This is a genomic window from Arthrobacter oryzae (genome assembly GCF_030812315.1).
Taxonomy (GTDB): Bacteria; Actinomycetota; Actinomycetes; order Actinomycetales; family Micrococcaceae; genus Arthrobacter; species Arthrobacter oryzae_B.
This window is the reverse complement of sequence record NZ_JAUSSM010000004.1, coordinates 90222-112388: the sequence shown is the minus strand read 5'-3', so window position 1 is coordinate 112388 and position 22167 is coordinate 90222. Positions and strand designations below refer to the sequence as shown.

The 22167-nt window shown below is 60.7% G+C and carries 9 protein-coding genes; 5 read left to right on the top strand and 4 right to left on the bottom strand.

Annotated features, from left to right (window positions below; translation table 11 throughout):
* Positions 1–181: 181 nt before the first annotated feature.
* The 4 genes from J2S97_RS09745 to J2S97_RS09730 all read right to left on the bottom strand — a co-directional run bounded on the left by J2S97_RS09745 (position 182) and on the right by J2S97_RS09730 (position 10527).
* Positions 182–781, bottom strand: a complete 600-nt coding sequence (locus J2S97_RS09745; protein ID WP_307048799.1) for a helicase associated domain-containing protein — start codon at positions 779–781, stop codon at positions 182–184.
* A gap of 173 nt (positions 782–954) precedes the next feature.
* Positions 955–4347 (bottom strand): DUF499 domain-containing protein, encoded by a 3393-nt coding sequence (locus J2S97_RS09740; protein WP_307048797.1) that lies wholly within the window; start codon positions 4345–4347, stop codon positions 955–957.
* A 1-nt stretch (position 4348) separates the two neighbouring features.
* Complete coding sequence (locus J2S97_RS09735; RefSeq protein ID WP_307048795.1) at positions 4349–7042, bottom strand: DUF1156 domain-containing protein; 2694 nt, start codon at positions 7040–7042, stop codon at positions 4349–4351.
* Positions 7039–10527 carry a helicase-related protein gene (locus J2S97_RS09730; RefSeq protein WP_307048793.1) on the bottom strand — a complete coding sequence of 1163 codons (3489 nt, stop codon included), beginning with the start codon at positions 10525–10527 and terminating at the stop codon, positions 7039–7041. The genes J2S97_RS09735 and J2S97_RS09730 overlap by 4 nt, the downstream gene beginning before the upstream one ends.
* A 714-nt stretch (positions 10528–11241) precedes the next feature.
* Between J2S97_RS09730 and J2S97_RS09725 the strand changes: the two genes are divergently transcribed.
* From J2S97_RS09725 to J2S97_RS09705, 5 genes are all read left to right on the top strand, one after another.
* A complete protein-coding gene (locus J2S97_RS09725; protein ID WP_307048791.1) occupies positions 11242–12972 on the top strand; it encodes a PspA/IM30 family protein in 1731 nt (576 codons plus the stop codon).
* 131 nt (positions 12973–13103) lie between these two features.
* Complete coding sequence (locus J2S97_RS09720; RefSeq protein WP_307048789.1) at positions 13104–19532, top strand: DUF3320 domain-containing protein; 6429 nt, start codon at positions 13104–13106, stop codon at positions 19530–19532.
* A 505-nt stretch (positions 19533–20037) separates the two neighbouring features.
* Positions 20038–20379, top strand: coding sequence for a hypothetical protein (locus tag J2S97_RS09715; RefSeq protein ID WP_307048787.1), 342 nt, complete (start codon positions 20038–20040; stop codon positions 20377–20379).
* A gap of 7 nt (positions 20380–20386) precedes the next feature.
* Complete coding sequence (locus tag J2S97_RS09710; RefSeq protein WP_307048785.1) at positions 20387–20593, top strand: hypothetical protein; 207 nt, start codon at positions 20387–20389, stop codon at positions 20591–20593.
* A gap of 527 nt (positions 20594–21120) precedes the next feature.
* Complete coding sequence (locus J2S97_RS09705) at positions 21121–21738, top strand: DUF4230 domain-containing protein (protein ID WP_307048783.1); 618 nt, start codon at positions 21121–21123, stop codon at positions 21736–21738.
* Positions 21739–22167 lie beyond the last annotated feature (429 nt).

Below are 22167 nucleotides of genomic sequence, written 5' to 3'. Positions count from 1 at the left end.
GCAAATTCTTTGTTTAGGACGCGTGCCAACGGCACAATCCTGACCTGCTCTAATTCCGGCCCGGTGCTCCAGCGGACGCAGAGTGACAGCAGCACCTTGAGTTCCGCTTCGATCTGAGCGCTACTGAGCAACCACGGGCTGCGGCTGAAAAAAATTGGAAAGGCTGTCAAGGTTCAAAAAATCAAACTTTCGGCGGGCTTCGTTTCCGTCGCTGCGTCCAGCCGGGGACTTTTTCGTCGAGGGCTTTGGACCGGGCAGAGTCCAGCGTTTCGCGGATTCTGTGGCGCCGTTGTTTGGAAAGCCAGGCGCCGAGCTTACGTTCCTCTTCGTTGCCGGCGTTTCTCCTTCGCGGCCAGTCGTTTCCGCCGGCACGGTAGGTAGCCAGCTCTGCCAAGTTCTTCTGCCAGAGGGCTTCGTCAGCGACCACCCTTCGGGTTCCACGCCAGCCGGGGAGGGCTGCGTCAAGCCCCTCGCGGATTTCGACGTGAAGGGTACCCGCGGCGTCCTCCATCCGCCGACGGTTCAGCCACACGAAAAGGCTGCGTCCCTTGTGGTCCGGATCCTTGGACGATGGGTATCGGCCTGTGTCCTTGATCCTGGCGATCAGCGCCTCCATGAGTCGTAGGGAGCGCGGGGAGACGCGGCGCCGGACGTTTGCCCGGTGTTCATCGGCAAGCTCCGGGTTCATTGACTTGGCAACAAGGAGATGGTAGCGCAGGGTGCTGTGCGGTACTCCCACGAGCCTGGCGATGTCCGTGGAAGGGAGACCTTTTCGGTACATGAGGACCCATTCCTCATTTGGGGCGGCGTCGTGTCGTCTTGCTCTGTCAGTCAACCTTGGTTCTGATGACAATAAGCTGGCATCCTTCCTAGTTTGAAGACAAGCGGACAGTTCCCTGAGCCTACCCAGTGGTAGGCCCTCGTAACGTTATCTGGACGAGGGCCCACTTCTGTTTAATCCATCGACCAGTCGTCGTCGCGGAACCCAAGTGTCTTGAGGTTTTCACGAATAGCTGACCGCTGGTCATTGGAGAGTTTATCCAACTGGTCGGACTCAACGTCGATGGTGACTTTGACGCTTACTCCGGCGCTGACGAAGTGGGAAATGATTTCTTCATAGATCTGGCTCGCGTCGCGGACTACGCGGGCTGAGGTAAGTTCCTTGGTAGCGTGGAATCTGGTGACCGTTTTAGTCGGCGTTGGGGTGCCGGTGGTTCCGCCGGCGGTGCTCGTGCCCTTCCCAGCGTTGCTACTGGTCGCGGTGCTGCTGGACAAGCCTCCACCTGAGGAGGCCGCCGTTGCTGAGCTGCCGCTGGTGGCGGTGGCTTCTTGAGCGGCGGCCTCGTCCTTGGTGATCTGTTCGCGTGCGACGAGCGGATCGACGATGAGACCGCTGGGCCGAACTTCGAATGGCGCTGTCAAGGTGAGGCCGACGTAGCGGTCATTCTCATAGGCCTCTGCATAGGCGAACCCGTCGATGTCGATGTGGAGCACCTCGTCGAGCCGCCTAATCGCTTCCATAACAACCCTAGGGGTGGTGACCTTAGGCATGTACACATACTGGGTGAAGTACCCGGTCGTCACATCGACAGGAACGTGCGCCCTGTCCTTCCATAAGTTCAGCCGGTTTATCTCCATTCGCAGGAGGGCGGCTGAGTAATTACGGACGACGAACTCACCTGCGTCTGCTTTCTTCGTGACGCGTGAGGCCAAGGTGCCATCGCCATTCATCAGGATCGCTTCAAGTTCGATGTCCGCGGAACCTGGTGCTTGGTGTGGCACAAGAATCCACTTGTAGGCTTCGCGGATCGAGTCAGAGACGTTCTGAACGGCCTGTTTGACGCGCGACGTCGCCAGCTTGATGTTGTGTTGGTCGAGGTTGAGGGAGTCCTTGTTTTCGAGGATGTACTCCCAGGCCATTCGGTTACGGACCGCGTTGACCAGGAGATCGGTCCGGTCGACCTCGGGGGCGAGGAACACAAGACTGTTCTTGTGGATACGGGCGTTCGTGCCCCGCTTGTTCAAGAACTCCCGCGCGGCGGCTTCGGCAGTGGACTTGGCCTTCCTCGAAAACGCTCGGTCGGGGCCGAAGACGACCAATCCGATGGAGGGGACGTCTTCAACGTCGATGCTGCTGGGCGGGAACCGATGGACCCTTTCGAACAGGCCCTTGTCGGTCTCACTGCGAACCGTCGCGGCGAGTTCATCGAAGACCTGCTCGTCGTGGTAGGCGTCGGCGCGTTCCTGGACGATCTGCGAGACCGTTTGCTGAAGGCTGAGCCAGTACCGGTCCTGATCGCGGTTCATGTACTTGCCCTGGTCGCCCAACCGTCGCAGCGCATCTGCGACATGGGAGGGGTTGTCGCCCGGGTAAGTGGAGGCGAGTACGACTCGCTTCTGTTCTAGGCCACGAATCGTGGACACGGAACCGTCACGCTCACGACGGTTCGCCATCGGAGCGGTGCCGAGGAACACACAGCGGGCGGCGCGTTTCGCGGCCATCGACCTGCCGAGAATCTTGATCTCGTTGTCGATGGTTGACGCCGCTGAAGAGTCACCGGAGATGTCGGCGTCCACTATCGGCTTCCACGTGTCGTCAAGGTGGTTAGTGATCTCCTCGAACACCTTCTGGTTGTCCAAGGGGATGGAGGCCGGAAGGATGAGCGGTGCCCTGTCGCCGCTGGTCCACAGCGCGTGTACGACGGTGGCCATGAGTCGCAGGACACCACGGGTGCGCTGGAACCGTTCCAGCGTGGACCAGTCCTGGTAGAGCCGGTCGAACAACTCGGGGTGAATCGGGTATGCGGCCTTCATAGACGATCGGTAGCTGGGCTGCATGACTTCGTTGGGCAGGTCGGCGGCGTGCTTCTGGTAGTGCTCCAAGAACTTCCCGACCACCAAGTCACGGTTGGCTGATTCATGGCTACCGAAGGGCTTGAAGATGCGTCGCCGCACGATCTCGAAGGCCTCCTCAACCGACGCGGGTTGCCATGCCGTTTCCAGGCGGTGGATGACCGACCGGAGGTGGCGGAGCGCTTCGAGGCCGGCTGTGCCACCGATTTCGTGTTCGTTCTCGATGGGTGCTTCTGCCATGTTCATGTCGCGCACCACGTCGGAAGCCGGCAGCGACACGACCAGCAGGGCGTTCTTGACGGCCTTGGTTGCTTCGGTGAGGGACTGGACGAATGTCATGTGCGTGTCGAACGTGCCAGCGGGAGTTGTCTCATCGCGCGACCACAACTGCCGCAGGTAAGCGACCCACTCGTCGATGAGGATGATACAGGGACTGTACTTCTCCAGCAGGGCAGCGAGTTCGGTGGTCGGTGGTGGTGCGGACTTCGCGTCGTAACGGGCAACCATGGCGAAACCCTGGGGTCCGCCCAACTGCCAGGCGAGTTCACCCCACATCGTGTTCACGACGGTGCCGTCCGGCTTTGTGGAGCCGAGCACGGACAGGTCATTGCCGACGAGGACCGCACGGTTGACCTTAGCCGGCAGTTCCGTGAGCCCGAGGCCGTCGAGGATCTCGCGCATGCCGGGCAACTTGTCCGCAGATGTTCCCGATGCGGCATGGTAGACCGCCAGCAGTGAGTGGGTCTTGCCGCCACCGAACGTCGTCATCAGGTCGACGACCGGCTCGCCGCCGACACCGTTGAGGCGCTGAACCGCCTGCTCCAACAGGTACCGAAGGCCACGCGTCAGGTAGGTGCGCCCAAAGAACTCGGTGGGGTCACCGTATTCCGGTCCGGCAACTCCTTGGTGGACCTGTCGGAGGTCGGCAGCGAACTGAGCCAACTGGAACGACCCACGAGCCACATCGTCGTGAGGTTCGACCACGTCACGCCATGCCGGAAGGCCGGTAGAGTCGACCTGCACGGACAACGACTTCTCGGTGGCGCGCTGCAGCCGCTTTTGGTCCTCTTCGAACATGACACGGCGGAAGTCACGGCGCATCTCATCCGCAGCGTCGGCCTGTACAACAGCGCCGATAGACCGCAGCAGATGCTCGCCATCCATAAGGACGCGTTCCATGCGTTCGGACGAGACCTTCGGATTGTGCGCCCACTCGTTGCGTGCATCCCACAGGGCCGACACTGCCCGCTTGTCCTCGAAACTTAGGTGCTCCTTGAAGAGACCGTGCCACTGCTTGTCAAACACCCAAAACAGATAGGAAACGTCTGTGATGTCGCGCGCGTCTCCGCGCGGCGCCACGCCGGCTAACCGGACTACCTGATCCGCCCAATCTGACCCGTATTTGGCCTCCAGCCGCTTGACCATCCACGGACCGAGGCCAACCGCCACCAGATCAAGGACACGTCCTACGCTTTCCTTGTTCGTCAATGCCATCTCAGAACAGCCCCTCAGTCATCGTCGAATTGTCGGCACTCAGCTTTACCAGTTCAGCCCAGGAGTTGATCAATGCGTTGTAGCGCTCCTGATCTCCCGCACGACCCTTCTTGGCAGCAATATCATGTAGGCGATACACCAGGGCCATTGCAGGGTCCTGTAAGTTACCGAGCGCCGCCATCAGCCGCGCCGCCTCCAATTCGCCACCCCGGTCAATCAACCGGTGTGCGAGGTGGTGTACCGCCTCCCACGCAGTAGGACGGATGTCGGCAGACGGGACCCACTTCTGGTCGAGGTCTCCCGAGCCCAGAAGTTGGACCTTGTTGCCCTTGCTCGTAACCACTTGAGCGCGAGCAACATCGTCCACGCTGATGCCCAGGGGCCGAGCGGTCTTGGCGGCGTCGTCGAAGACGGAGGGATTCCAGCCATAGGCTTCCCACCAGCGGACGGCAAACCGCGATTCTGGGTCCAATTCGCCTTCCTGCTCATCGAGCACAGCCTCACGAGCTGCATTAATGAGGCGGAGGGCGTGCTCCACCGGAACTCGCTGTCCCGACTGGTCCAGTACGGCGCGATAGCGGGAGTAGATCTGCATGCCCGGCCCCATCGCTGCCTGTGCGAGGTCGACCGGCAGAATCGATGCTGCCTGTAGATCTCTCACGGCTCCTCCCAGTTCATGGCGAAGAGCGCGGTTGAACTCAGAGAGACTGCACGACGATGCCGCCGCCAGACGGGGACGGCAGACCATCACGATGTACGAAGCAACCGCGTTGGTTCCTTGACCGTTCATTCGGGTCGATCCGGTGCCATGGATTGGCCAGGTGCCCGTAATTTCGAGATCTGCGTCCACCATTGCGGTCAGAATGGACGACCAGCGGGTTTCCTCATCCTTCCCACCCTTCTGCTCCTTAGACGCATAGACAACGAGCATCGGGAGATCGTCTGCTAGCGAGCCCTGGAGATTGCGGAAGGTCTCCGTAAAACCGTCGATGAAGTAACGGCGTGCCGCCTCCCTATCGTTTCCGTGGTGAAGGTGGATTGCCGTCAGTTCGCCAGATTTGGGCGTGGCCATCGTTGCGTACAAATCCGGATGAACTTTTCCCAGGGCGCGACGGTGCCAAATGTAGAAGTAGTCTGACAAGTCTGCGTAGCCAATCGCCTCAAAGTATGGCGGATCTGTCGCGACAAGTCCGGGTTTAGGTGCCCGCGTGACTCTAGCGTCAGCTCGTCGCACCACACCCGTCCCCGTGGGCGCAAACGCCAGGGCTTCGAGGACTGTTGGTAGAGATCCCAACCAAGTTCCAGAGGGACCCAGCGGATTCATTTCCGGAAAATCCCATGTCATTGGAAGATCGTTGCGGCCAAAGGCTGCATTGAAACGTGTTGTTGTTCCATCATTTCTGACGGTCAGCCGAGACTGACTTGAATTGCTCATCGCCAACCGACCGACTGCAAGCCCCAGGATGGTGACGACCGCATCGGCCCACTCCCGGGATCCTCCGTCCGAAATTACTGCCGCGTGTGTATCCGCTACTAGGTCCGCAAACGTCGAAAGCGTGAGCAGCTGCCGATCGGTGTGGAGTTGGTCCCATGTTTCGAGTCCATAAAGAGCCAAATTCGTAGTTGCTCGTCCCACCAGCGGTGGTGAAATGCGCATTTCGTCACCGAGGTTGCAGTTCTCTGCCGCTGCGATTTCAGCGCTCGTGGGGTCACGATGGATTCGGCCCCGTGATCCTTCTGCGATGACGGCGATCATCCGTACGCCAAGACGCTTGGCCCGACCTTCCTTACGGATATACGTTGCTTCGAGGACGGACCGACATGAAAGGCATTCAAAAACTCCATTGCGAACTTTGGGCGAACTTGGAGGCTCACCTTCTGCCTGGCCTGAGACAACGTGCAGCTTTACTTCGCCGTCCTCAATCGAATAGTCGACCCAGACAGGATCTCCCCGCTTCTTCGACAGCCACCATGAAGCAGTCAGCACAGTTTGAATGCCGCAGGTTGGATTCGGGCATGCGGCCGTTCTGGCCCATATCCAGGCAATCGGGACCTCTCCTTCATGTTCAGGGTAGAGTCCAGCTAACCGACGCCTCACCTGCTTCTCGATTTGGTGAGCGTAGTAGGAAACGTCTTGCTTTAGGCCCTGAAAGTTGTTGCTGACGTCGTTGTGAGTCATCGCAAATGAAAGTCGACCCTCACTAGCCGATTCCGGGTGAAGCGGCTCACCATCATGCAATCCGGGGAGGAGCTCGGTGAGCGTTCGTGTAATGAGTACAGGTACGGGATTTAGATCTGAACCATACGTGGACATCCCAAGCCGTTGACCTTCAACGAGCGTCGATCCCCCACCGCAGAATGGGTCCATGACAACAGGCAGCCCACCCGGGAATTGTTTTCCAAGGATCTCCTGTGCCTCTTCGAGCGCATCGCGGTCGGGAAGATCGGCACCGTTCGCCACCAGTCGCTTGATTACGTCGAGTAGGTATACCCGCTTGTTGTCATCGACCGGGTCATCGACCAATGCTGCGAACAGGAGGGCGCGCCACGCAGGAAGCGGCATGGGGGCGAACCACTTATGGAGGTTGCGGATGGTGCCGGTCTTGCGGTCCTTGTCGGCTTTGCAGGCGGCGTTGATCTCTTCCAGCGGAAGGGCGACTTCGATTAGCTTGCGCTTGCGGTTGGTGGCGGTCACTGCTGCTCCATCTCGGTGGCGTCTTTCCAGAACGGGTCCCAATCGAAGTCGACCCGGGCTGCTCTAGGGTCTATTGGCGTGGTTATCGGCTGGCGTAGATATCTGACGGTGGTTCTGTTATCGGCGTGGACCCGCACCAGTGCAAGCACGCTGCGTTCCCCTTTGTTTAGGGCGGTGACGGCTTCCTGGCGTGTCAATACGAAGGTATCTCCACCTTCGACGCGTCCTTTGACCTCAATGAAGTCGAGTCCGGCTGGGGTTTCGGTTTCGACGTCGTAGCCGGGATTGTTGTGGGCCATTTCTTTGGCGCGGTGTTTGAGCGCCTTCTCGACCCGGAGCACCGCGTCGACAGCGAGCCGTTCGATGCGCGCGGTTTCCCTCGCGCGGACGGCTGCGCCTTCGGGATCGGTTAAGGCGTCAAGCCAGCCTTGGGTGATGACCAAGCACGCGCCGGTGACCCGTGGAGGGCGGGCAGATATGTCCCGTTCCTTTTCCAGTTCCTTGAGCCGCCGGTCGAGCCGTCGGGAAAGCGCTTCGGCGCGCTGGCGCAACTGGGAGGCGGGGAGGCGGGTGTTCTTTCCGGCTCGTTCCTGTTCACCGAGATCAAACGCGCGCTGGTCCCAGTAGTTGACCTCTTTGGTGAGGCGTTCACGGACGAGCCGTTCGGTCTTTGTGACCCGTTCGAGGGTCCGAGCTGTGACCGTGTCCGCGTGGTCGCGGGCCACCGTGACGGAGGCATGCCGAGCTACGCGTATGTCGAGGTCGACGGCTCGGCACCACTCCTCGTTCAGGATCACTTGGGCAGCGGTGAGCTCGTCGTAGGAGACTGCATCAAGGTTCGGGATAGGGCTCTGGGTGAGCGCGGTGATGGCGCCGTCCCGGTTTGCGCGAACGTACTGAGCGCGCCTGGAGATGATCTGGGGCTGTCCATCGCGTCCGGCCCTGCCGTCAGTCACATCGTGTTCGATGAGGCAGATGACGTATGGATCGATGGCCATGTCAGCACGGTCCACCAGTATGGCCCCACGTCGAAGGGCATCGTGATGGCGGTCCGTGATAACGCCCATTGTCGCGGACATAAGAGGATGTCCGGGGTGCATGAGGGTGGCGATGGGGTTGTTACCTGGGGTGCGCACGAACTTTGGGTCGAACGTGATGCGGTGGTACGTGTCAACGACGGGTACGCCGAATCCGGTGACCCGGTCGTGTTCCTTGATGTCGGCGGGAACCTTCTTGATCTCAAAGCGATGATTCTCGCGGATACGTAGGCTCCCACCGAGGTCGCGGAAGGCCTTGTGGAAGAACGCTTCGACGTGGTGCGGCTGGAGACGTGCGGCTTCAGCCCTCTCCATTTGCATGCGCACTTCGTCTACTTCGCTGTCGTCGAGGTGTGAGGGGACGAGTTGGTTCGCTTCGAGAAGTTCTCCGATACCTTCGCCGACCTTCGAGTCAACGATCTCCGTGAGGTACTTGTGTCGTTCGGGTCGGTCGCCTTCCCTGATGGCTTTGATCATCAGGTCGCGCAGGCTGTTGCCTTCGAACAGTTGGCCCAGTACGTCGTAGACACGCCCGCCGAGTGCGGCGCGCTGCTCGTCCAATTTCTCCAGGAGTCGGGTATACACGTCGCCTTCGCGGGTGTCCTTTGCAAGGATGGACCACATGTGACAGACATTTGGCTGGCCGATGCGGTGGATCCGCCCGAACCGTTGCTCGATTCGGTTGGGGTTCCACGGCAGGTCGTAGTTGATGAGCAGGTGGGCGTTCTTGTGGAGGTTTACACCTTCCCCGGCGGCGTCGGTGGCGACGAGGAAAACGCACTTTTCGTCCTGCTCGAACGTCTCTTTCGCCTTCTTACGGTCTTCGCGCTTCGTGCCACCGTGGATGGTGATGACTGCGTCCTCGCGACCCAGATGCTGGGTGAGCCGCTCCACGAGGTCGTTCAGGGTGTCCTTGTGTTCAGTGAAGATGATGACCTTGCGGCGTGCGCCAGTGGAGTCGCGCATCTCGTCGGCGTCGTCGAGAGTGTCGCGCAGGGCATCCCATTTTGCATACGTGGGGCTGGTGCGCACCGCGAGCGACTTCACGAGCAGCCGGTCTAGGATGCCAATTTCGGCGTCCAGTTCCTCAGGGTTGCGGGCCGCTGTAGCACCGGAAACTGCCCGGTCTTCGAGTGCTTCTCGTTCGGCGTCGGTGAGGTCTTCGAGGTCGTCTTCGTCCTCAGGGACGTCAACGTAGTCGCTGATCGCTGACGCCAGGATGCGCGCCTCGTGCAGTTCGCTTTCCAGGCGCTTCCTGCGACGTTCTAGCGACCGGTGGATCGCGGCCGGCGACGAGGCGAGGCGTCGCTGCAGCGTCGTGAGGGCGAACCCGACGGCGACCTTCCTGCTCTTGTCGCCGGACATGCGGTCAGCGAGGTTCATTTGATCGCGTACGTAGTCGGTGACCGCCGCGTAGAGGTCCTTCTCATGCTGGCTCAATTCGTACTGGACGGTGTAGGCGAACCGTTCAGGGAACAGGCGGGTGCCATCGAAGGTAAGGAGTTCTTCCTTCACGAGGCGACGCATGAGGTCGGAAACGTCCACTTTGCGGGCGCCTTCGCGGGCGACACCTTCGAACCTGTCCGAGTCAAGCAGTGCCATGAACAACTGGAACTGCTCTTCCTTGCCAGAGTGCGGGGTAGCTGTCATCAGGAGGAGGTTGCGCGTGTGCTTCCCTATCTCCTCGCCCATCTGGTAGCGCTTGGTCTTCTTGACCTCGGCCCCGAAAACGGACGCGGACAACTTGTGGGCCTCATCGACGATGATGAGGTCCCAGTCGACGTTGCACGCCTTGTCAAGGATGCCTTCGCTGTTTCGGGCGACCATGTCGAGCCGAGCCAGCCACAGGCCACCCCGGGCGAACGGGTTCCCTTCGTGGAGGATCTTGTCGCGGGTGAGCATCTCGAACTCAAGCCCAAACTTCTCCCGCATTTCCTCGTCCCACTGGTCCACGAGGACGCCAGGCGAGATGACCATGACATTCGCGGCATCGCCCCGCAGGAGCAGTTCCTTGATGAGGAGGCCGGCCATGACGGTCTTGCCCGCGCCGGGGTCGTCAGCGAGGACATAACGCAGGGGCTGACGGAGCAGCATCTCGCCGTACACAGCACGCAACTGGTGTGGCAACGGGTCTACGTTCGAGGTACCGAGGGCGGCGAGTGGGTCGAACAAATGCGCTAGCTTCATTCGCCGTGCTTCCGCGGCCAGGAGGAACGCGCCCGGTGAAGCGTCGAAGGTGAAGGCTCCACCCGGCTGTACGGTCTTGACGTGCGGAATCGTGTCGGCGAAAACGATCCTTTCCGCGAGACCGCCGTCTTGATTCCGGTAGGCAACGGCCGCGGAGTCGTCAGTGAGCCGGTCAACGGAAAGTATCTTCACAGGAGCCGGACCAGCGAGGCCGGTGACGGTTCCACCAACCCGGAGAATGGAAAAAAGCTGTTCCGTCACGCCGCTTGTCACGTTCTTTCTATCGTTGCTACATATTTGTCCTTACCGTAGCAGCCTCTAGCCCTTGGGAGGAGACAGCACGCAGCGCGGCAAGATGACCGACTAACAGCGGATTCAGGAGCAGGCTTGATGCACCGGAGCGGGCACTCCTTAAGATCCCCCAACGCCGACAACTTTCACGACTCAGCGGACGTTCGTATGAACAGGGGGCAGCCACCAAGGCCTCAAAAAGAGAAGGCTGGAAATGCACTATGTGCGTAGAGGTGCCATCAGGAAGGATGCCGCGGCGCAGCCCCCAACGCCGGAAGAATGCCTCTCATCTTCCCGCTACAGGCAGGCCACACGCTCGTCGTGATGTTTGCACGCGGAGACGGGGGCTTGTTGATTCAGTGCGCAAAAAGGATCGCAGCCGCTCAATCGAGAGCGATGAAAGGGCTAGACAAGCGTCCAGCTAACTCAGTGGTGCTCCCGGCGTCCTACCCCACTCGTGCGGCAGGTGGGCCTGGTTGAAGGTGTAGCGACTTCATAGCGACCGAGGCTAAGGTTCTGGCGCATGCTCAGTGCGGGCTTGCGTCCTCTGACCACTGACCACACGCGACGGTGGGATGCCTCTCGAATTTTCGTCAAGGGATGCGAGAAACGCTGCAAAAAATTACACAAGATGATGAAGTATGTACAGATTAAGCAACACCGATAATTAGCTGAGGAAGCAAGATGCCCATCTCCTACCGTTCGATCCTGAGCGTTTCCCCGTCGTCGTCCCTGATTGATGACGTTGATAAGGTCGTCGCCGTCTGGCTCGAGAGCAAGCGGCTGGCGCCTCCTGTCCAGCCTGGGACATCGATCAATGAAGGCCAGGAAGTCTCGCGGATCGATTGGTCCAACGCCGTCGTAGCCAGCCGGCGCTGGCAGTTACGCGAACACTGGGATGAACCCAACTGGTTCAGCGGGGAACGCCGGCCTGAGCGGATTGCTGTAACCTCCATCACCGTCGTTCAAGGGCGGGATCAGGCACGCATCTGGGTGGACATAGACGCACCCCTGCTGCGCTACACCAACCGGCTCGGCGAAGAAATCTCCGAAGCTCAAGAATCCGGCACGCCGCGTGTCATGAAGGCGCTAATCGCAGCGTTTGAGATTAACGATGGTGCGGCCCACCCGTTTACGGACCCTCTGGTCATTCGAACGTCGAATCATGTCCAGGAGCTGGCCGGGATTCTCGCCGATGACCAAAGGATTGGCTCGTGCTTGGTCTCTTCGCCACCGCAAGGGCTCGCGACCGATCAGTGGGTCAAGATAGTCGCCGGCATGACTCGCGGCATCGAAGGCATGGCCACCGCATATGTTGTGGACCCGGAGCGCCTCACGGAGTTTAACGCACTTGTCGGTGCGGGCTTGTCCATTGGCGCAGGCAGCCTCAGGACTTTTCAGCCTGCGGCAAAGCTTGGTACGCCGTCCGACGCTTTCCGGCACCGTGTTTTGAGTGCCCGCAAGATCAGAGAGACTCCGCTCAAGAGGATTGCCCGGATGCTTCGCGCTGCGGAGGTCAGGCGGCTGGCTGAGCTACGTCTTCCGACCATTTTGCGAGACGTGGACTATGGACTGCTTCGGTCCCAGCGCCATCAGCCGCTTCAGAGAATTGAAGATCTCAAGGCTGAAACGGAGTCCGTCGCTGGAGAGCGCGACATCGAACGCGCGCTGAAGCTTAACGAGCGCTTAGCAGCGGAACTCGAACGGCAGAAAAAGGAAGCCCTCGATGCGCTCGAGGAGGCTATTGGGCTAATGACCCAACTCGATGATCTCAAAGAGACCATCGAACTGATGGAGATGGAGACGGCAGAGGTCGCTTCCCGGGCAGATGAGTCACAAGACACTGTTGAGGCCCTTCGCCGCAGACTGATAGGCCTCAAAGCCGTTTCTGATGCATATGCGCCCTTAGGAGATGATGAGAGAACCGTCTACCCCGACAGCTTCGATGACCTCGTCGACCGTGTACACGAATTCGGCCAACTGTGCTTTTTGGGTGATGCTGAAACCGCCCGGTCTTTGGACGATCACCCCAATATGACTGTCGCCGTACACAAAGCCTGGGACGCGCTGGCGTCGCTGCAGGACTACGCCGCGTTGACGTTAGATGGCAGCTGGAGCGGGGGTGGCATTTACAGCTATATCAACGATGGCGGTCACACCGGCCGCCGCAGGCTTTTGGGCTTCCGCCCGACCGAGAGCGAAACTGTGCTGAACAACTCGAGGATGTTGGCTCAGCGGACTGTAGTCGTCCCAGCGGATGTGCATCCCAGCGGTCAGCTCATCATGACGGCTCATGTGGCACTTTTGAATGGACGAGCTGGCGCCCCAAGAATGTATATCTACGACAACGTCGCCTCAAATGGGCGTGTTTATGTCGGCTATCTTGGGGAGCACCTGGAAACCGCGAGGTACTGAGCGGAGGGGCATCGCCTCGCGACGCCGCTGATGGGTGTGGGTAGTCGCTCGGAGGCGGAAATGCCTTCAATACCCACTAATCTGAACTGAGTCAGCTGTCACTCTGCCTGGCGCGTATTGAGGGGAACACGATGGGGCTTTCCAACCGCGAGTACGTCGGCCGCGCTCTGGACATCTTGGCAACCAGTCTGGGCACGTACATCGCTTCAGTACTGGAGGAGGTTGCAAAGGGCATCGCCTGGCCCAAGCTGCTGGAGCACAAAGACGCCAGCGCCGGCCGAACAGCGACAGCTTACTCGCCGACGGATCTGAGCGCGCAACTACGCGTCATGACGGAATCCTTGGGATCTCTTGGTTACCCTTTCAACCTCGCTTACGACGCTCGGAGCTACGCGTCCGAGCTCCGCCAGACCCGTAATCTCTGGGCCCATAACGAGGCATTCGACGACGCAGACGCCTACCGCGCGCTAGATACTGCTGGGCGGCTAGCCAAGCACTTGGAACTAACCGGCGCAGCACAAGAAATTATCGTTCTCCTAGACGAATTCAAGATGCGCGGAGAAGTCATCTTAGTCCCCGAAGCCACAGAGGCGACCGTTGGAAGCGAAGCTGGTCAGCCTATCGGCCAACCTGACGCAGAAAACCACAAACTCCTGCAGCATGCGGTGAGCGTCGAGATCACGGCAGCGGAGTCACTGAGCTATGCCATGGTGCACAACGGCTTCAAGTTCGTGCGGCAGATCAAGATCACCAACCCGGGTGTTGAGATCCGCGGCGCCGTCGTCCGCGTGGAGGTCCATTCCAGCGCGGGAAAGATTTCAGAAGACTTCCAGCAATATGTCGATCTTGCGGCAGGCCAGGCCATGGTCCTAGACGACGTCGACGTGCACGTGTCCGCAACGACCATGTACGAGCTCAACGAGAAACGGCCAGGGCGCGTACTGGTGACGATCGAGTCCGCGGCCGCCGGTGCGGAAGCCGCCGGTATCGGCAAGGCCGAAGCGAGCCTGCAACTCCTCCCTGCCCAGCTCTGGATCACAGGCAAAGGACTCGTCTCCTATGAATTCTTGGCAGCCTTCGTCCAGCCACATCACCCGGCGATAGCTCAACTTGTCTCCGAAGCGGCCGACGTCCTAGGAACCACCGGCAGGAGCAGCCTGGACGGCTACACAGAAGGCCCAGAGCGCGTGGACGAGATCGTCTTCGCTTTGGCCAAGGCAGCCAGCAACCGCGACATCCGATACAGCATGCCGCCCGCCAGCTGGGGCTTGCAAGGCCAGCAGGTGCGCACACCGGCCCAAGTTCTTGAAGGCCGTTTAGGCACCTGTCTCGACACCACCGTGGTGATGGCGGCAGCGCTGGAGTTCTGCGGAATCGCTCCGGTCCTATGGGTCGTGGACGGTCACGCCTTCCTCGGATACTGGCGCGAAGACATGACGTTGCCGACGGCAGCATCAGAGGACGTCCTTGAACTCGTGAGCCTCGTCCAGCGCGGCTTCATTGGCTTGGTCGAGACCACGATGCTCAGCGGCAGCCACCCGATCACGCCGGCACTGCTGCGGAGCAGCCTTGAAGCCGAGTACATCGAAACGGGTCATGAGAAAATCCAAGCCGTCACCGACGTCCGGCGTGCGCGATTGGACGGCATCTACCCTCTACCCGCGCGGACCACCAACGAGTCCGGGTCACCTGTAGTTACCAACTACGTGCCGGAAGCGAAACTAGCGCCCATAGCGCCCGAAAAACATGGACGAGGAGCGGCGGCCGGCAGCTCTACGACGAGCATCCCTCCGCGGATTACCCAATGGAAGAATGCGCTCCTGGATCTCAGCCTCCGCAACCGGCTGATCAACTTCACGGACACGGCCCGCTTCCCGCTGGCTGTTCCCAGTACGTGGATCGGCTCGTTTGAAGATCTCGTGAACAACGGCACCCCCATCAGCCTGCTTCCGTCGAACCAGTTGAGCGCCATCCACCAAGAACGGGGTATCCGCTTCGGCAGGGACCTTCCTCAGGACGAGCTGATTGGCCTGCTGAGTTCAAAGAAGGCAGTCTTCGCCGAGGTATCCGAGGACGCTTACAACTCCAAAATGCGTGGCCTGGCGTACAAAGCCAAAACCCAGCTGGAGGAGACCGGTGCCAACAACCTTTACCTGGCCCTCGGCAGCCTCCTCTGGGAACTCGATGGCCGCACACTGCGCTCGCCGCTGGTGCTGGTACCCGTAAACCTGACCTCCGCCGGCAGGCAGGGCCTCTATCGGGTTACCCTTGACGAGACGGGTCAGTCAACGCCGAATTACTGCCTGCTGGAGAAGCTGTCCCAAGCGCACGGGCTCAAGATTCCCGGGCTGTCCGAACCGGCAGAAGACGGTTCCGGTATTGACCTCGACGCCGCCTTCCATGCCGTCAGGGAAGCCGTCTCCGCCAAGGGCCTCGCTTTCCGGGTGGAGAACACAGCTGATCTGTCCATGCTGCAGTTCGCAAAGTTCCGGCTCTGGAAAGACCTGGACGAGAGCTGGGAGCAGTTCGGGAAAAACCGTCTCGTTCACCACCTCATCAGCAGCCCTACCGAGCTCTTTCAGGATCCCTTGAAAGCAGCTGAGGAGCCTGACCTCGACGCCCTTGCCGCGACATGCCCGATCCCCGCGGACTCATCCCAGCTGCAGGCCGTCGCCTCCGCCGTCGCGGGCCAGACGTTTGTGCTGGAGGGACCTCCAGGAACAGGCAAGTCCCAGACCATCACCAACCTGCTGACGCGAGCCATCGTCGAAGGCAAACGAGTCCTCTTCGTTGCTGAAAAACGGGCAGCACTTGATGTCGTCCAGAAGCGTCTCGAAGAGGTGGGCATGGGGCCCTTCTCCCTTGACCTGCACGACAAGGGAAGCAAACCGGCCATGGTCCGTGCCCAGATCAAGCATGCGCTGGAACTCAGCCTCAGTTCTGATCAGCAGCGGCTGGACACTGCCTCCACGGACCTGGCGGCTGCACGCAGGGGACTCGTCCGCTACGCCGGCCACCTCCACGAGGAGAACGGCGCCCAACTGTCGCTCTACAGCGCCCGCACCAAAGCCCTGACTTTCGAACCCAGCGACCCAGTGCTCCCGCTGACTACGCAGTTCACGTCCACGGCCAATGGCACCGTCCTCGAGCCGGTGCGTGCGCTGCTCCGTGAGCTGCCCGAATTCACCGACCGGGCCCGTCCTGCCAAGAACCACCCGTGGCGCTTCGTTGCGACTGCATTGGGTGGGGTTGACGCCCTTCGGATTACGGATGCAGGCCTTCGCATCGATGCAGCGCTCGACGCCGTCCGTTCAGTTGATGACTTGCTTTCAGTTGCGGCGTCGGCGACGTCCTCCTCGGAGCTTCGCGTCCTTGCTCCCCTCCTTGAAGACCGCAGTGTCCCGGTTGGGACACTGGACGACGTTAGGTCCGGTCAGTGGTCAGCCGGGGCGCAGCACCTTGAAAACTTGGTGGCAGCGTTCGCCGCTGTGAATCATCCCGGTTTAGACAAAGTCCGGCCGGAAGCCATGGATCTGCCTCTGCCGGAGATTCTCGGACGCGCCGATCAGGCCGCGGCCAGCGGCTTCTTCGGGCGCAAGAAAAGGCTGCTTGCGGTGGCCGCAGAGCTCGACGCCGTCATGCACCCGGGTGCCGAGATCCGGCCCAAGGAGCTGGTACCGCTGCTGCAGAATCTCGCAAACACGCAGCATCAGATCCGGGGTCTCCAAACCGAGGCACAGGGCATCCCCGGGGTGGCTGTCCCGGAGGGCTGGAACCCTCTGACTGAGTCTGCCAAGGAGGCGCTCAACCGCAGGCTCGGCTGGTTGCGGTGGGCGGCGCAGGCGGTCCAGCCTAGCTTTGGCAACGAGGCTCCGTTTCAGACCCTACTGCGTGCGTTCCTCGAAAGCGGCCGACCGGTCCATGAAAACGTGATCGCGTGGCTGTACGAGCTGGCCGCTTCGTGGGATGCGCTCACCGAAATTCCGGCTGTGGACGCTACGGAGCTGGAGCGGTGGACAGGAGCCACTCCATTCCTGGAAGTCTGGGCGAGTACTCGTGGTGCACGTGCCCTCGACGCCACAGGATCCCGCAGCCTGGACCGGTGGCTTGAGCTGCTGCGCCACGTGGAACCGCTGAGCTCCGTCGGCCTCCCTGACGTCCGCACGTCGATCCTCAATGGCGAACTCGAAGCCGACGACGCGGCAACGGCCTTTGAGCGCGGACTCGCCGAGAGCTCACTTGAAGAACGGAAGCTGGCAACCGGACTGCAGGATTTCGACGCGAGTTCCCACGAACGCACTATCGACCGTTTCACGACGCGAGCCACGCTGGTACGTGACCTCCTGAAGCGCAACCTGGCAGCCGGCGTCGTAAATTCCCGACGCGTCTCCTCGTCCTCGACGTCCGGCCGCATGGGGGAGCTGCAGCGCCAGCTGACCAGACAGCGCGGTGGTCTCACCGTCCGCAAGCTGATGGAAGGCTATGCGGACCTGATCACACAGATCATGCCTTGCACGCTCGTCAGCCCTGATTCGGTGGCGCGGTTCTTCCCGGCGCGATCGGATCTCTTCGACATCGTGGTCTTCGACGAGGCCTCCCAGATCCGTGTGGCAGATGCCGTCGGTGCCATGGGGCGCGGCGCGTCAGTGGTAGTGGTTGGCGACAGCAAGCAGATGCCGCCTACGTCGTTTGCGGAATCGTCCAGCGATTCCTTGGATGATGTGGAGAGCGGGATTACCGCCGTCGAAGATATGGAATCGATTCTCTCCGAATGCGTCGAGGCCAGGGTCCCGCGGCAGTGGCTCTCCTGGCACTATCGCAGCCAGGATGAATCCCTGATCGCGTTCAGTAATCAGCAGTACTACGACAGCAAGCTCTCCTCGTTCCCTGGCCCGTCGCATGGGGCTCCCAACCCGGGGCTCCATGGTCACGGCGTGAACTTCGTGCGGGTCAACGGCCAGTTCCATCGCTCAGGTCCCTCCAAAGTGCTTCGGACTAACCCTGTGGAGGCGGCCGCCGTTGTGGAGGAAGTGCGGAAGCATTTCAACGGTGCTAGCGAATCGCCGTCGGTTGGCGTAGTCACGTTCAACCTGCAGCAGCGGGCGTTGATTGAGGGCCTGCTCCGCGACACGGACGACGCAGGGATTATCAAAGCTCTCGATGAAGATCCCGAGGGACTGTTCGTCAAAAACCTGGAAAATGTCCAAGGCGACGAGCGCGACGTCATCCTCTTCTCGACGGGCTTCAGCAAGAACGACAAGGGCTACCTTCCGCTGAACTTCGGACCGCTGAACCGTGCCGGGGGAGAGCGCCGACTCAACGTGGCCGTGACACGTGCACGCCGGCAGGTCATTGTGTTCTCCAGTTTCAGCCCTTCAGAGCTGCGGGCCGAGGAGACGAGTTCCGTTGGTATCAAGCACCTGCGTTCCTATCTTGATCTGGCCGAGCAGGGGACGGGAGCCTTGCCTTATGACGGACGCCGGAGCCCTGCGGTGGACCTGCACCGGGAAGAGATCGCGGACGCACTGAGGGACCGTGGCTTTGTGGTGGCCACCGACGTTGGATTGTCGGATTTCAAAGTGGATATCAGTGTTGCGACACAGGACGCGCCTGGCCGCCAGTTCATGGCAGTTCTGCTGGACAGCCCTGCCTGGGCGGCGCGGCGAACGGCCGGAGACCGCGACGGGCTTCCCGGCGATGTACTGACACGGATGATGCGCTGGCCCGCTGTTGAGCGGGTGTGGTTGCCAGCGTGGATCAGCGACCGGGAGGCCGTGCTGGACAAGCTGGAGGCGGCCTTTACTAAGGCAGCCGACAGCTCGACTAGCAACGCATTCGGGTCTGAGGCTGGTGGGGACGACGTACGTTCGACTGAAGAGGCTCCGGTCGTCCCGGTTCCGTCGAATTCTGAACGGTCCGCCGTCGACTACAGGCCGGTTAGCGAAGGACTGCTTCTGAAGGCGGCACAGGGGCTCCGGCAGCAGGATGATGTGGCTGCGGAAGTTTCTAGAGCAGGCTACAAGCCCTGGGCGATCGAAAACTTCGGAACGATCGACGTGTTGGACAACCTGCAGTCCCGTAGAGCGGTTGCTGCCGTTCGGGAGGCCATGGAGTCCATTGTCGAGGCCGAAGGGCCAGTCCATGTTGATCGTCTCGCAAAGCTCACCTGCGCCGCCTTCAATCTCAACAAGGTGAATGCGCAGCGGATGAACTCGGTACTTCGACTGCTCGACCGGAACGCGCATCAGCGGGACGCGGACGGTTTCGTCTGGGACGCGACAATCGACAGAGCTGCGTGGGAAGAGTTCCGGCCCAACGGGCCCGACGTGGTGCGCAAGCCCGAATATGTCAGCGTCGTGGAGATCCGCAACGCCATGGTTGAAATTGTCCGGCTGTCCGGCGGCATCGCAGTGGACGAGCTGCATAGGGACACTATTCGGGTCTTCGGAGGTAAACGGTTGACGGCTGGCGTCACCGCGCGGCTGAACGAAGGCCTTCAGTACGGTGTGGACACAGACCGTCTGGAATTACGTGGTGAGCTGGTGCACCTTGCCGGGTAGCTCAAGGAAGCCGCACTGGCTTTCTCACCGTGGACGAAAGTAGAAGACGATGGGCTGGCGGGTGTCCGGCGTTGTAATTGCCTGGATTGCGTTCAGTATTGCCTTTCAGCAACCTCTGCTAGCCGTTGCCTTGGCATGTTTGGCCGGTTGGCTCTTTGGTCGCGGGCGAGAGCAGAAGGTATCTACGGCTCAACGAGCCGCCCCAGAGGATGTCCAACGGCTGGGAAGAGCGCAGCCCTCGCCAGCCACGCCCCGCCCAGTATCGACGCCAAGGACTGTGCCGACGGCACGGTCAACAAGCGTCGAGGCTCCTAAGGCCGTCGACTTTCTCGCGCCTCAGCGGCCGTTGGACAAGCCGGAACCTTTAGTGCCGCCGCGTTCCTCGGAAGGTCCAACAAGCCCGAGCGCCCCGGCTATCGTGACGAGAACCTCGACCAATAACTCTGACGCCAGACTCCTCGACCCATATGCCGGAACTGAGCGCCGATGGACTCGGAGTGAGCAGGTGCAGCTTCTGGATCACTATGAGTGGGGACGCGACATACCCGGGATTGCCGCAGAGATGCAGATAGATCAACGAGAAGTAGCCATTCGGCTTATTCGATTGCTGTTGTCCCCTTCGGGGGATATCGAAGATGACGCCGGCTGTCCCCGGCACGGCAAGAAATACGACGCGGACGAAGTCCGCAAACTCGAAGATCTCCATAAGAGCGGTCTCAGGCTCCGCTTCATCGCAAATGAGGTCGAGCGAACGCAGCTCGGAGTTGGGTGGAAGCTATTGAGCCTCCATGTGCCCATCGTCCCGGCGAACCTGCGAGGGACCATCCGCTCCGATCCTTCAATCTGATTCGTGCATGACCGGTGCAAGCCCGGCCACTGTCCCGCCCGTCGTCGCCACTGTCATGCTGGACGTCGTGTTCATTACCCGGCTGCAGCTACGCCTCGCCTGCGACGTACCGGTCCTGTACCGGATGCCACTCGACCCATCGGACGCCGATGACATGTGGAAGCTCATTCGGGTGGCTTTCACGATCAAGAGCGGGGCATTTGTGCGTGAGTGAGGGCGTGGTCACGGCTGTCCCGGCCATCATGCTGCCTGTAATCAAGCGTTTCTATTCCAGAGGGTCTTGGCTGCGGGAAGGGCTTCCGGTCGTGGGAAGGTACCTCTTGCAAATCAACGTCATCAAGATTGGTATCCCCCTCGTAGGCATTCCTCTCGCGATGTTGTTGAATCGCTACACGACGTTGCTCGCGGCGGGGCTCGGATGGACGCCGAGCAACGTTAGTTAGGCGATATCCTCGGCGTGGCCAATCGGGTGGCCGCTGTGGATGGTACCGTCAACTCGCTCGAGAAAGCAGTCATCTCCGAGGTTCGAGATCGGGTCACGTGAATCTGACACTCTGTTGCGGGCGCGGGAGGTTCGATGTCCACCCGAAGCTGGAGAAAGGGCTGCGAACTCGGTGTGCGGATGCGCCAGCCGAGTCGAGCGCTCCCGCTACACTAGAGCTGAATTAGCACACCGGCACCCGCCGGACACGCAAACTGACAGGAACGGAACCCAAGCCGTTTCAAGGCAAAAGGGGTCCGATGTCCGCACCAAAATTCTTAGGGCGCGTCGCTTGGATAGTGGTGGTCGTGGCGTTGGTTGCGCTCGTCGCAACCAACATGATGGGGTATAACCCCTTTAGCCAGGCCAGCAGTAGCCAGACCGTTCTTCTGAAGTCGGTCAAGGACATGAGCCAGCTCCACTCCGTGGTCGGCACCTTTGAGCTGGTTATCGAAGACGAAGAAAATGTTGGGGGTATTCCCGATTTCATCGCTGGACGGCGGACGCTGTTTGTCGCGGTTGGCACCGTAAATGCATTTGTCGATCTCACAGGCTTGACCGAGCAGGACCTGACGCTGTCCCCGGACGGCAAGGCGGTAGAGTTGCGGCTTCCCGAGCCGCAACTCGACAAGCCCAATATCGACCATGACCAATCCCGTGAATACAGCCAAGAACGTGGCCTGGCCGACCGCATTGTGGATGTATTCGAGGCGCCGCAGCAGGCGAAGCTCTATCAGCTCGCTGAAACCCAAATGGCCACGGCTGCGGAGCAGTCCGAGCTGAAGGACAGAGCTGCCAAGAATACTAGGGCCACACTGACAGGCCTGTTTGGTTCGCTCGGATATGAGGTCACCTTTCCGGACGACACGTCGCAATAGATCGTTCAAGTCAGACATCAAACACTCACGGGTGACCGGCTGCCACGCGATAGGCCAGTGCAGTCCGTGACGGCCAACGACCTGGCCATCACATGCGAGCCGAGCGCTTCACGTGCTGTTCCGGAGAGGACTCATAGATCTGCGGTGCCGTGAGGAGCGGTTGAGCTTACTGCCGGACGTGAGCGCCGACGGCGGTCTCTGCCACCTCAACCCCGGCGTCACGAAACGTCTGCACGTGACCCGCCGCGACGCTGTCGTCCGTCACTAAACCCCAGGGGAGACGAGTCCGCCCCGCCGAAAGGTATCTTTGGTGAGGGGAGCGGGACCGCTCATGTCCTACACCGGTGTTCGGGTTGTGCGCGGCCAGGCCGAGCAGCAGCATTTCGCCGGCGTCCGCACGGACGGCAGTGTCGCCGTCATCATGACTGA